A 14975-nucleotide genomic window follows, 5' to 3' on the forward strand; every position below is an offset into this window, starting at 1 on the left:
CTTGGCACCGTGAATCGTCGTGGTGACCCAGCGGGAATCGCCGCCGATGTCGGTGGTCACATCGGTAACTTGGAACGGAAGCAACTCGGCCAGGACGGTGACCGGAGTGTCGTCTTCGGGCTGAGAATAACCGCGGACCAGGACGTAGTACGATCCGGGTTCGGTGGTTGCGATGACGGCGGCTTGATCGGGTTTGAGTTGCCCCGAGTAGGCCGCGTCGTATTGTATCCCGTTGGGCACGTCGCGGAAACGAATGAACAACTCGTTGGCGGCGGCGTCGGCATCGGAATCGATCGAGACCCGCAGCGTTTCGCCGGCACCGACTTGGACTTCATACAAACGAACTTGTCCGGTGCTGAGCGTTGTTTCCAGCGGAACGCCGGGTTGCAATGCATCGACCGTCAGTTCAATCGTTTCCGGTGATGCGGTTTGATTGTTGAGTTCGTTCTCGGCTTCGAAGACGTCATCAAAGATGTCGGCGCGGGTGATGACGCGGTACTGGCCTGGCTTGGCGGGCGGCAGTGTAGCGGTCAGTGTGGACGTGTAGGATTCGCCCACGGCCAACGACAATCGAGTCGAGTTGTTTTCGACGATGCCCGGAAATTCAGCGCGTCCCAGCGGGATATCAGTGATGTCCCAGATCGCATCTTCGGAGAGGTACAGCGCGTCCGACCAGACTCCGGTTGCTGGTTCGGGGCCATGATTGGTGACCGACCAGGTAATCTGGACGTCTTCGCCCGACTTGCCGCTTGGTGGGATCTCAATCGATGCGACTTGCAAGTCCGCCGGCGGGGGCAATTCGATCACGGTCGGTGGCTGGGCGGCAAGCGAGTTGTTGAATTCCCTGTCCAGTTCAAACACGTCGCCGTCGGGAAAGCGATTGTCGATCACCGGATCGGTAATCACGATCACGTAGTAGGGGCCCTCGAGATTCCTTGGGGCGCGGACCGATTGTGTCGCCGTATACGATTGGTCCTTCGCCAGACCGCCGGAATAGGAATTCGAGCCGAGGTAACGATCGGCATCCCTGTCCAAGAAAGGATCGCGCGACAAGTAGATGAGATCCGTCCAGCCTGACTGTCCCGGCGGCGTGTCACCGGGGCCGAGGTTGCTGACGGTGTACTCGACGTCGAACGACTTTCCGGCCAGCAATCGTGGCGGCACGACAACCGAGGTGACTTGCAGGTCCGGCGGATCGGTCAGTTCGATCGGCAGCAGTGTCTTGGCAGTGTTATCCGCCTCACCGTCAAATTCCTGCACGACTGCCATCCCGGTATCGCCGCAGCCGACGATGTCGTTCCGGAAGATGGCCAGACAGTCCACCGCTGACGAGCCTCCTACCTCGAACTCAATGCCGCTTCCGTCGACTTCGGGGAAGCGTGCACGGGTGAACTTGGAGTCGACGTCGACGATCAGATAGAAGTCGCCGTCGATCCCTTGTGGAAGTCGTACATCGAGCGATCGACTGTAGGATTCATCGACGCCGAGTGTTTTTCCGTTTGCGCCGTAGCCACCACCTGCGCCCAGCAGCCAGTCGGACGAGTCCAATGATTCGTCGCGGGAAAGAAAGATGCGATCGGGCCAGGCTTGTTCGGCCTGATCGGTGTCGGGTCGCGGATAAGTCGCCGCATCGCCGATGTTCTGAACGGTCCATTCAACCGTGATGGTTTGACCGGACTGGGCGACGCCCGATGGCACCGTCAATGAGGTGACCTTCAGGTCCGGTTCGGAATAGCTGATCTGAATCGGTCTTGAGTCCCGGTTGTTGTACTCTTGGGGCGCGAAACCGCTGCCTGGTCCTCGCCCGCCTTCGTAAACGGCGCCGCGTCCCCAGCCATTCGTTCCGTCGTAGAAAGTGCGGCTGCTTGTGTTGTCGCCCGCCGACGGGACAGTCGGTTCGTACTTCCGCGGATCAGGGATCGGCAGTGCATCGGTCCAGACGTAGACGTAATACTCGCCATCAGCGCCGCGTGGCATGCGAATCCGAGTCGATTCGGTATAGCTGTCTCCGGTACCCAGCGGCGTGTCACTGCGGTGGATCTGTTTTCGCACCAGAGTCGATTCGCTGAGCTGGAATTCAGGGAAACGTGACAGGTAAACGTACTCCGTCCAGTACGTTGTTCCGGACCAGACCGGTGCACCGACGTTGGTCACGGTCCAACTGAGGTCGACGTATTCGCCCGACTCGCTTGTCGCCGGCAAGTTGATGTCGGTGATCTGTAAATCGGCTGCCGAGTGACTAATTGTTATTGGAGTCGACTGGTCATTGTTGTTTTCGAAGGAACCTTCGTAGATGCCGGGCAATCGCGCGTCGGTCTCAACGATCACGTGACTGCCAAAAATCTCTGGCGACAGCTTGAATTCGGCTTCGGCGGTGTAGCTTTGACCGGCTTCCAAGCGACCGCGACGCTCGACGAAACCGAGAGACGATATCTGCGCGTCGGGATGGTTACTATCAGCGTGTGTCGAAACGTAGATCCAATCGGTCCACGCATCGCCTCCCGTCGCGTTTTCTCCCTGGTTTAACACCGTCCACTGGACCGTCATCGACGTTCCCGCATCGATCGTTGCCGGTGCGACGACGCTGTCGACGACCAAGTCCGCGGGCGTGGTGGCTAGCGGCAGAACCGTGATCGGCCGCGCCTTGTAATTGTTGCTGTCCAGTTCGTTTGGATCATCTGGGTTCGTATTGATGTCCCGAGTGTCCTCGATGACGACGTTGTAGGCATCCGACCAGACGGTGACATGCCACTGACCGGCTTCGAAGTCTTTGCCATCGATTTTTGGCAACGTTACCCGGCGAGTCGCGGTGTAGTCTTCCCCGATCGCCAGCGGGCCCGAATGTGAAAACGTTCCCAGCAAGATGTCGTCGGTCCGAACGTCAGGTCGATTGCGATCGACGGTCAACCAGATGGTGTCGTTCCAAGAATCCACATTGGTTTCACCGAGTCCCAGGTTGGTGACCGTGTAAGAAACATCGATCGTCGTGCCCTCGAAGACTTCATCCGGCGCGATGACGTCGGAGGTGACCAGATCAGCCGGAGGAAGGGAATCGGCAAAGAACGATTTTGTTCCCAAGTTATTGTCTTCATCCGGGTATTCTTCGATTGAATCTTCGAAGTCGGTTTGGACAAGCACAAACACATCGCCGCGGAATCGTTTCGGCACGACGTAGGGCTCGACCGAAACCTGGTACGGTTCGTTCGGGGCCAGTGCAGCAGCATTGTCAAAGGTGCCGAGCACGATGTCATCGCTGGTGACTTTGTTGTCAAGCGAGAGGTACACCCGGTCTTTCCAACGTCCCTTGGTCGTCTCGGTACCGCGGTTGGTCACGATGTAGGTCGCCGAAATCGTTCCACCGGCGGGAACGCTTGACGGCGCGATGATGTCGGTGACTTGCAGGTCCGGACGCGGCGGATGGCTGACGACGATGATTTCGTCGTCTTCGCTGACGTTGTTGTCCCCCGCCGTGGCGTGTTCGTACAGCGAACCGGTGAAGTTCGAGTGCACGACGACTTGAAATGCACCTTCCAGTTCGGCGGAAAGCGAAAATTGTTCGGCGCGTGTGTACGATAATCCGGCGTCGAGCGTCAGCGACGTTTCGAAGATTCCCAGGTGAATCAGACTCGCATCGGGATCCCCCACGGGTTTCAGTGACAGGCGATCACTCCAGCGTCCATCGGCCACTGCGTCGCCCGTGTTGCGAACCGTCCACTCGACGTCGATCTTGGTACCCGACTTCGCTTCCGGCGGCGCCGTGATCGCTTCAACGATCAAGTCGGGCGAAGGGGCGACGGTGATGTTCGTCGCCGAGGAGACAAGACGGTTGTTACCGCCGAAACGATGTTCGAACACGCTGGAGAAGATTCCGGTGTCGACGACGACGTAGAAGGTCCCTTCGAGTCCGTTGGGAAGCAAAATTTGGCTCGTGCGACGATAACTTTGATCAACATCCAGCACGCCGAAGTGGCTGCTGCCTGCGGCGATGCTCGGATCGTTGGGGTTCACTCGGAAGGCACGCAGCAGGTCCGTTCCGTCGGGGTTGCGGGCCAGTCGAATGACGTCTGTCCAAGTGGGGATGTCGGTGGGTCCAATGCCCTGGTTGGTGACTTCCCAGGTGATTTCAAGCGAACCGCCGCTGGAGGCCGTCGGCGGAACGTCGACCGAGGAGACGACGAGGTCGGCATAGGGCGTCGGCGTGATTTCGACTTTGTCGGCAGCCAGCGTCACATTGTTCGCCGTCTTGCTGTCTTCGAAGACATCGCCTTGAGCATCAGCGGCGACGAAGACATGGAATAGACCCGCCGTACCGGCCGGCAGCGTCAGGTCGACCGACGCGTCGTAGCTGTCGCCGACCGGCAACGATGTGTTGCGTTCCAGTTGACCAACCACGCGATCGTCGCCATTCCCAAAAATCTCGTCCGACGACAGGACAATCGTATCCACCCAGCGATCAGTATTCGTTGCCGCCTCGCCGGTATTCGCCACCGTCCAGCTGACGGTCATGGCTGCCGGGTCACCGATCACCAAGGTGGGACTGACCACGTTGCTGGTCACCAGGTCTGCGTGTGGTGGCACGGTCAAGGTGATCGGACTGGCAATCACGTTGTTGCCTTCGCCGCCCAGTTCGTAGATTTCATCTCCGTCGTCAATGCTGAGCAGCAAGAATTGACTTCCGCTCAATTCAATCGGAATGTCTACTTCCGTTTGAAAATCTTGGCTGCCGCCGGGTTGCCAAACCGCGGTATCGACGCGCTCCGAAAGCAGCACATCGTTGGCATCGACTTGGTCATTTTCCGACAGATAAATCCGCGTGGTGAAACCGGTGAGCGTTGCCGCGGTTCCGATCTGGCTTTCGCTCCAATCGAGCGTGAGTGAGTTCCCTGCGACGACTTCGGTGGGCGGACTGATGAAGACGCCTGTCAGATCGGGATGCCCGAGCGTGATGGTTTGCGGCAGCACGAACACGTTGTTCGATTCGCCTTCGCGTTCGAATAGCTCGTCGTCAACGTCGGTCTCGAACACGACGCGATAGTCGCCATCGGCGAGATCGGGGATGACGATCGTATGTGTCACCAATCGCGACGAACCGTTGGCGAGCAACTCGTCGTGCCGCTCCGTGGCGACCGCGACTCCGTTGGCGATGGTCCCGTCGGTTGAAAAGTAAACGCGATCGGTCCATGATGCATCGGTCGCCGCGTCACCGGAGTTTTCGACGGTCCAGCGGAGCGTGATTTCTTGGCCGGGTTGGATGGACGGCTCACTGATGGATGCGGATGCGAAAACCAAATCGGGCGTTGGCGCGGGGGTGATGGTGATCGCCGCAGATTCAACATTGTTCAGCTCATCGAGCTCAATGATCCCGCCGGTCACATCGGTCGCAAAGAGAAGAAACAGGTCGCCGAACGTGTCGCGTGGAAGCGTGACATCGAGCTGCACGTCGTAGTTGCCAGCGACCGCGAGGTCTTCGGTACGAGTGAATTGGCCCAGCAACGTGTCCGACGCATCGATGACTTGATCGGTCGACAGGTAGACGTGGTCAACCCAGGGCGATTCGGCGGTGGCTTGCCCGATGTTGCTGACCCGCCAGGTGACGGGAATGACCTGGCTGGTCTGTGCGGTCGCGGCGGACGAGACGACTTCGATGTCGAGGTCGGGTCTTGGTGCCGCCTCGACGAATGTAATGTTATTGTCCTCATCACATTCGAGCAGCGTGCCGTTGCCGGCACCGTCGTCATCGGCGTCATCGGCGACGACCCAGAGTTGCGAGAATCCCACCGGGACGGTGAGCGTGACGTCTTCGAATTCTCCAGGTTCGAGTCGTTGTGTCGTATTCGTCGTTCCGAGCAGCACGCCGCCCTGGCCGGGGTCGCCGTCGTAGAACGCGACGGGAACGCCGGGCTCGGTGGGCACTTGGCCTCCGTTTCCAACCCGAGCCACGACGTCGACCGATGTACCTGCGGCGTTCGTCCGAATGTAGGACGCGGTCAGATCGGGAGCGGGGAGCTCAGATCCTTCGATACCGGCAAGGCATTCATGACGAGCGTAGTTGTTCAGCTCGTCGATCTCCGCGAAGGCGTTCTCGCTATCGACGACGCCCCAAATCACGTTGTCCACGAAACGGACATTCCCGGAAAGTGTCGCGGAGACGGGAACGCTGGTGCCAGCGGCCAGAGGATCGCTGATCGTCGCGCTTCCCAAAACTTTGTCGACAGCAGCGTCAAACAATCCGTTCAGGTCAGTGTCTTCAAAAAAGGCGACTTCGATCGGACCGGTGGTGCCGATCGGTCCCGGGTTGGCGACGGTCGCTGAAACGGAACCACCGACGGTCAGCAATTGCGAATCGTAAGTCAGTCCACTCGTGTCGACGTTCTTAAGCCTTAAATCATAAGTGTCGGTTCCGAGGTTGATCGCGGGTAAGGCCCCGAGCAAGATTCCGTCGTAGAGAGGATCTCCGCTGGTCGTTGCGGCAAAAATGATCTCGTAAGGGACATCACCGTCGTCCAGCAAGTCGTCCAGGCCGGTGACAGTGAACGTTTGCGGTTGATTCCAGTTGGTCGGGGTGAACGTGTGGGTTCCCGGTGCAAGCGAAGCTTCGGTCGGGTCACTGACTCCGAGTTCGATGGTAACGTTTTGGACCGGCTGACTGTCCAGTGTGATCGAAAACGTCCCGGTCCCTCCGGCCTCGGTGGTTTCCAGCGTCGCCGGAGCCGCGACGGTGATGCCCGCCGTGTCGTCGTCGAGATTGGTCAGACCCAGCGTTTGATCGGCCAGGCCTGCATACACAACGTCGCTGGAACCGGAGACGCCGATCGTGACTTCATAGGGAATGTCGCCATCGTCCACCTCGTCGTCTTGACCAACGATGGCAACGCTTCGTGGTTGATCCCAATCGTCGGGGGTGAAAAGGATTTGGTCGACGGACGGCGTGCCTTCGCTCTCGTCGCTGGATTTGACCGCGAGCGTGACATTGGCCGTGGGTTGACTGTCCAGGACGACCGTGAACTCGGCGGGAGGAGATGGGGGTTCCAGCGTGAGAGTCGGATCACCGAAGATGGAATGATCATTGGCATAACCGTCACCGCGATCCGTCGCGACCAACGTCAAGAACCGATCATTCGGCGAAAGTATTGTCGTCAACGCTTCCGATTCATTGCCACTTAGATTGACCTGGTCATGGATGGTTCCGTCGACAACAACGGTAAACTCAACGCTGCCCATGCTATTTTCGATCGCGACCAAGGTTGTAAAGGTCGTCGCTTCGAGCCCAGGATTGACCAATTCGAATGCATCCAGGTCAAAGGTGATCGCCTTATTGGAGTGGAATCCGATACGCGTGTCGGTCGGATGAACGGTTGAGACACTTTGGGTGTTCCCGTTCCAAATGTGGTCGTAAGAAAAAGACACACTGTCGCCGATCCCAGAAACCTCCAGCCCAGTTGACGAAACGGTGATCGGTGTTTTTCCGATGCCTCCGCCGTCAGGGATGAAAACACCATCGATAAATGGCGAGGAGGGTACGGGAGAGAAAACGTTCCTGGAGCCCACCGGGAGAATGCCTGTGTGTGACAAGACGACTGCCCCAGTGACCGGATGGATGCCCTGGTCGCCGCCGGTTCCCGTCCCATCACCACCTCCAACCACATCGGCCAGATCGAGCGTGATGGTCGACAGTCCCGAAACAGCGCCACCACTTGCTTCGGTCGTCTGTGTTGTCGTCGGTGTACTGATCGTGAAACCAGCCGTGTCGTCATCCACGTTGACAACCGGGACGTCCGACGGGTCGAGCCCGCCGAACAGCGGATCGTCGCTGATCACCGGGGAGGTGATGATCGAATAGGGCTGGTCACCATCGTCGACGAAATCATTGACGCCGGTGATGGTCACCGTTTGCGGCACGTTCCAGTTGCTGCCATCGAAACTCACCGACGGGACATTGAGCGTCCCTTCGCCCGAGTCACTCGGCTCGAGATTGATCGTCACCGGCGACGACGGGGCATCTTCCAGCTCGATCGTAAACGTCGCGGTGCCGCCGGCCTCGGTCGTTTGCAGTCCGGTCAGTGGTTCGATCTTGATTCCCGCGACGACGCTGGCCAGTGAATACGTCGTGTCACCACGGAGCGGCACGAGAGCCCGATTGCTGTCGATCACCAATCCGTTGAAGGTTGAAAAATCACCGGTTAGTCCGACGAATGTCACGACGTCGAATTGATCGCCGCGACTGGGAAGGAAGGTATTATCGACGGCCACGTTCAGGGTGCCGTCAAGGTCGACCGAACCGGTGACCTCCAGTCGATCGTATGTGGTACCCGCGGCCGTTCCGGCGATGTCGACGGAAAGTGTCCCGCCAGCATCCTGACGATAATTCCCATCGATGGTCAACCTGCCGGGTTCATCATCGAAAATGCCGAGATGAAGTGGAATCACTTGGCCGCCGATGTTCAAGACGTCGGCTGCCACCGTGCCGTCGCCGACAAGTGCGCCGGACTGAAGTGCAAGGCCTCCGGTGAGTTCGAGTCGTCCGCCATCATAGACCTCGGTGGACCCGGAGGTCTGCAAGTAGTTTCCGGCAACCGAAAACGTGCTGTCAAATTCGATATCGACGAGGCCCGCATTGGTGAAGTCCGCCGGCACGGTGACATTGGCCCCATCGGCGATGGCGAAGGTCCCATCGGCTTCGTTAAGAAAAAACGCTCGCAGGGCGTCATTCCCACTCGTATCGCGAATCGCAGCCCCCGGAGCGATCAACTCGATCGTCGCGGCATTGGACTGGATGTCGGCACCGGGAAATCGCAATTCACCGGCGATGATGTAACGTCCTCCGGCAAGCCGCTGATCGGAGAAGTTGTCGAAACTGCCCACAAAATCAAGGCGTCCCGATTCAACGGAAATCACCCCAGTATTCTCGACGTCGGGACCGATGATTGTCTGGCCAGTACCGGTGTGACGTAGCGTTCCCGCATTGGTCAGACGCCCGGAACCGTTGACCCCCAAAAATCCGCCGCTGAAGGTAACACGCACGTCGGTTTCACCATCAACTTGCAACAGGCCCCCGTCCATGTTGGCTAGCACACCAATCTCTCCAGACGACGTCCGCAACACATGAAAATTGCCGCCCGTCAGCGTCAGATCACCATGGTTTTCCAGCACCCGCAGCAGACCGCTATTAAACCCAGTCGAGGTCGCCGATCCGGTCGCTCCCGCAGCAAGGATGGTTGTGCCCGAGCCGCGCATGAAACCGCCGGTCCAGTCCAACGTCTCGGTGATCGTGACATCGCCGTTGCCGGAAAGGCTGCCACCGGAAACGCGCAGTCGATTCACCGTCGCGTCGGTCGCGATGTTCACGTCGCCGACAACATCTAGAAAGGCATTGCCGGTCAGGCTTGCACCGGGAACAATCGTCAGGCTCCCGCTGTCGATTCGCACTTCGTTGTCAAACGCGAGGCTATCGATCGTCACGGTCCCCGCAACGGTCAGTCCGCTGCCGACAACGGTGGCATCAATGAGATTCGCCCCACCGGCGAGTCGGACCGATCCCGCGTTGATGTCAATGGTGCCGCCATCGCTTTCAAATGATGCGTCGATCAATGTCTGGCCAGTACCGGTGTGACGTAGCGTTCCCGCATTGGTCAGACGCCCGGAACCGTTGACCCCCAATGATCCGCCGCTGAAGGTAACACGCACGTCGGTTTCACCATCAACTTGCAACAGGCCCCCGTCCATGTTGGCTAGCACACCAATCTCACCAGACAACGTCCGCAACACATGAAAATTGCCGCCCGTCAGCGTCAGGTCACCGTGGTTTTCCAAGACTCTCAGCAGACCGCTGTTAAACCCAGTCGAGGTCGCCGATCCGGTCGCTCCCGCAGCAAGGATGGTTGTGCCCGAGCCGCGCATGAAACCGCCGGTCCAATCCAACGACTCGGTGATTGTGACATCGCCATCGCCCAAAAGCGTTCCGCCCTCGAGCCCCAAATCGATCAAGAGGGCACTTGAGGAGATTGCTGTTGTCCCTCCGGCGATCGCGACGAGTTCTTCCGCGTAGACGGTGTTGACCGTGACCGACTGTGTGATCGAAACGGTGGGCGTCCCCGGTTGGTCGGGGATCCGGACATCGGCGCCCGAATCCGGCACGGCATCGCCGAGCCAGTTGAGCGGATCGTGCCAGCTGGTTCCGTCGCCGCCGCCGTCCCAAACGAAGTTCGCGGTGTCGTCGTCGAGATTCGTCAGAGTGATGGTTTGATCGGCGGCCGCTTGGTAGTCGGTGTCAGCCGTTGAAGCGATGCTGAGCGTGATTGCGTAGTCGGTGTCGCCGTCATCGACCGGGTCGTCTTGGCCGGTGACCGTCACCGTTTGTGGAATGTTGAAGTTCTCGGGTGTGAAGATGAGCCTGTCGACGGAAACTTGGCCTTCACGGGTCAAAGAAGAACGGACGTCGACGACCACGTCCGCGGTCGGCTGACTGCCCAGGGAGACCGAGAACTCACTTATCCCGCCGGCTTCGGTCGTTTGTGTGGACGACGGCGGCGTGACGATGAGGCCGATTTCATCGTCATCTTGGTTGACCAGCGAAACATCGATGGGATTGAAATCTTTGAAATTCAGGTCATCGCTGACGGCGGCATCAGTAATGATCGCAAACGCGATGTCGCCATCGTCTTGGAAGTCATCGACGCCGGTGACGGTGACCGACTTGGGAGCCCAATCGGTGGGCGTGAAGGTGACCGAATCGACGCTGACGATTCCTTCGCTTTCGTCGCTCGAAGAGATCCCGATCGTGACGTCGGCGGTGGGTTGCTGATCCAGCGTGATCGAAAACTCGGCGGTGCCTCCGGCTTCGGTCGTCGTCAATCCTTCAAACGGTTCGACGCTGATGCCGACGACATCGGCCTGGAGAAAGTAGCCGTCACCGGTCCGGTTCGGAACCAAGATGCGATTAGGCGCATAGTCGAGACCGGAGAACGCGGCGAAATCACCGCTGCTTGAAAAGAGCGGATAGTCAAAGAATTCAAACGAGTCCCCTGGCCCGGGAGCGTATCCGGGAAGCACCGAAACATCGAGGGTACCGTCGAGACTGGCCGAGCCCGCTTGGATCCAGCCGAACTCACCAGGCGTCGCACCGCCGATTTCGATGCGAAGGGTTCCACCATTGCCTTGTTTGTATGGCCCCGCTCCCTCGACCGATGAGATTGCAAGACCGCCGGCCAACGGTCGGACGACTCCACCCTGATTGTCCACTTCCCCGAGAATCGAGCCGTTGCCTTGCAAGGTACCACCGTCGATGCGAAAGACATTTGTAAATATCTCAGCTTCGGCCGTGACTTCGGTCACGCCGGCGGACTGGGTGAAGTTTGCAAAGAACCCGGTGCCGAAATCGCTCTGATTGTCGAGGCGAAATCGTCCTTGGTTTTCGAAGGCGCCACTTAAATAGAGGAATGAATTGTCGAGTAATTCAAGCTCTCCCTCGGGTTCATTGAGGGTCAGCGACACCAATGAGATGCTGCCGGAAGGATCAAAAATTCCGACGGCGCCAGACAGTCCGTGCGTCTCGATGGATGCCGCGTTGGATTCAATGCCCGTGTTGGGAAATGTCAGCCTGCCGTACAGGACATAGCTGCCGCCATCTAAACGGCCCGCCGAATAGTTGCTCGGTGCTTCGCTGAGCGAGAGATCCTGCGACTCGACCAGAATCGTGCCGTCGTTGGTGATCGGGCCACTAATGGTGCGTGAACCGCTCGTTCCAGTACCGCCGCCAATGAGTGACTTGATGGTTCCGGTCGCTTGATTGACCAGCGTGCCACCGCTGACTTGCAGCACCGTGATGCCGGCATCATCGCTGGAACTCGGTCCCTCGCTCAGTTCAATGATGCCCGCATTGGTCAGGCCGTTCTGAAAGTCAACCGTCAGCGTCGCACGCTGATTGCTGTACGAGGGAGCATTCATCCCCGGGAGCAATCGCAGCACACCGCCGGCAGCATTGGTGAACGCGCCGGCAAACGTGCGTGTTGCCGAGGATGTCAAGACATTGCCAGGCTGGTACGGAATGATCAGCTCACCGGCATTGACCAGCGTCGCATCGGCCGGGACGGTCGCGTCATAAAAATAGGCTCGTCCTCGAAGCGTTCCGTCGCCGAGCTCCGCGCCCGATCGCAGTGCGAAAGTACCCTCACCGAGCACCTGTCCGCTCGACGGATTGAAGCGTGAACCAGTCGACATCGTCAACGTGCGGCCCGCATCGACAGCGATGTCACCAGCACTCGTGACCGTACCACCGGTCAGGGTGAGACTCCGGCTGGTGACCTGAATCACGCCGTCGTTGTTGATCGTGCCGGCGATGGTTCGCGAGCCGATCGTTCCGAAACCGCCACCGACGAGTGACTCGATCACGCCGGTCGACTGATTGTTCAAGGCCCCACCGCTCACCAGCAACGTCGTATTGCCGGCATCATCGCTGGAACTTGCTCCCTCGCTCAGTTCAATGGTCCCCGCATTGGTCAGGCCGTTCTGAAAGTCAACCGTCAGATTCGCCCGCTGGGTGCTGTATGACGGAGCGTTCATCCCGGGGAGTAATCGCAGCACGCCGCCGACAGCATTGGTGAAGGCGCCGGCAAACGTGCGTGTTGCCGAGGATGACAAGACATTGCCAAGCTGGTAAGGAACTTCGACAGTGCCTTCGTTGACGAAGTTCGTTCCGATGGGAAACGTCGCGTCGTTGTAGATCAATCGCCCGGTGAGGGTGCCATCCCCGAGTTCTGCACCAGCGGCGAGACTGATTGCTCCGTCGCCAGTCATTCGACCGCTGAGCGGATTGAACCGGCCGGCCGATAACGAAATGCTGGATGTTGCTGGAATCCCGATGTCTGCCGCGTTGTTCAGGGTTACATCGATCAGCGACAGACTCTGACTTGCGGTCAGTGAAAGCAACCCGTTGTTGTCCAAGCGGGCACCGACTCCGATTCCCCGATGCACCAGACCGCTTTCGATGGTGATCGTCCCATCGTTGACCAGACTACCCTCGATCGAGCGGCCACCGATACTTCCGAGACCTTCGCCGACGAGCGACTTGATCACGCCGGTTGACTGGTTGTTCAGCAACCCGCCGCTGACTTGCAGCACCGTATTGGCGGCATCATCGCTGGAACTCGGTCCCTCGCTCAGTTCAATGATGCCCGCATTGGTCAGGCCGTTCTGAAAGTCAACCGTCAGCGTCGCACGCTGATTGCTGTACGAGGGAGCATTCATCCCCGGGAGCAATCGCAGCACGCCGCCGGCAGCATTGGTGAACGCGCCGGCAAACGTGCGTGTTGCCGAGGATGTCAAGACATTGCCAGGCTGGTACGGAATGATCAGCTCACCGGCATTGACCAGCGTCGCATCGGCCGGGACGGTCGCGTCATAAAAATAGGCTCGTCCTCGAAGCGTTCCGTCGCCGAGCTCCGCGCCCGATCGCAGTGCGAAAGTACCTTCGCCGAGCACCTGTCCGCTCGACGGATTGAAGCGTGAACCAGTCGACATCGTCAACGTGCGGCCCGCATCGACCGTGATGTCACCAGCACTCGTGAGCGTACCACCGGTCAGGGTGAGACTCCGGCTGGTGACCTGAATCGCGCCGTCGTTGTTGATCGTGCCGGCGATGGTTCGCGAGCCGATTGTTCCGAAACCGCCACCGACGAGTGACTCGATCACGCCGGTCGACTGATTGTTCAAGGCCCCACCGCTCACCAGCAACGTCGTATTGCCGGCATCATCGCTGGAACTTGCTCCCTCGCTCAGTTCAATGGTCCCCGCGTTGGTCAGGCCGTTCTGAAAGTCAACCGTCAGATTCGCCCGCTGGGTGCTGTATGACGGAGCGTTCATCCCGGGGAGTAATCGCAGCACGCCGCCGGCGGTATTGGTGAACGCTCCGGTCAACGCGACCGATGATGAGGCCGTCAATTGGTTGCCACGCTGGAAAATCGCCTCGAACACCCCATGATTGACGACGTCACCACCGATCGAACCGGGCGCGGTGACGGCAACCGTCGAACCGGCCTCGATCTCAAACAATCCGCTGGTGACATCAAGGGTGCTTGAATTCAGCCGCAGCGTCTGGGTCCCCGTGGGGTTGCCGACGGTCAGTGACTGAAGGGAAACGTCGTTGGAGAGCACGACCGAATAGTCCCCTGGCAGGCTGATCGCGACGTCGTCAACCGCCGTGGGCAACTGATCGGAACTCCAGTTCAACGGATCCGACCAGCTACTTCCGTCGCCCCCGCCGTCCCAGTCGACCTGGGCCAGTAGCCGACGATCTTCCAGAAGTTCAAGATGCAGCTGTTTGCGATGTCGGCGTTGCAGTCGTTGACGTCGAGTCTTTCGTTTTCGTCGCGGTGCGTGGAGCATTTTGGGTCTACCGTTCGCTCGCCTGGCCGCCTGGCAGCCCGCCAATCAGAGTCGTACCGTTTTCACGGCGAAATCTGTTGGTCGGCTGGCGAACGGTTTGTGGAAAGCAGTTTGGGGCAATCGCGGAGTGCGTGTACTGGCGTACGTAACAAAGTTTAATGCGATTTCCCGCTCCGATTCGTCCGGGAAGGTTCGGTCTAAATCAAAAAAATTCGACACTTCTTGGTGAACGCCAACACTTCCATCTCTATCCCGAAGGGATTTCAGCAATTAGCCCCGGGTCGCAAAGCGCACCCGGGGAACGCAATACGAACCCCGCCGTTTCCACCGCCCGCCAATCCGCCTTCGGCGGATTGGCGGGCGGTGGAAGGGATTGTTTTTCCATGCTTTCCGATGGTGGCGCTGCGCTTACCACCGGCTAATGGCTTTAACCTCTTCGAGGTGTGAGGTGGCGTTTACCGAGACGTGTCGAAAATTCCGAAAGAAGCCGGTGGGTCCCCAAATGGCGAAATCACGCCGGTCGCAGGAAGGAGGCACGTCGAGCGGAAAAGGGGTCAGGTACGAATGGCGCGGGCTTAAGTGTTGGTGTGCAGGCT

The 14975-nt window shown here is 59.0% G+C and carries 1 protein-coding gene (running past one end of the window); it reads right to left on the reverse strand.

From position 1 onward, the window contains the following. Nucleotides 1-14379 carry the 5' portion of a CARDB domain-containing protein gene (locus NZK35_RS26375; protein ID WP_259635513.1) on the reverse strand. The gene continues 18060 nt to the left of window position 1, outside the view, so the window shows 14379 of its 32439 coding nt (coding positions 1-14379); the start codon lies at nucleotides 14377-14379; the stop codon falls past the left edge of the window. Nucleotides 14380-14975 lie beyond the last annotated feature (596 nt).

This window comes from Stieleria sedimenti (assembly GCF_025060895.1).
Classification (GTDB): domain Bacteria; phylum Planctomycetota; class Planctomycetia; order Pirellulales; family Pirellulaceae; genus Stieleria; species Stieleria sedimenti.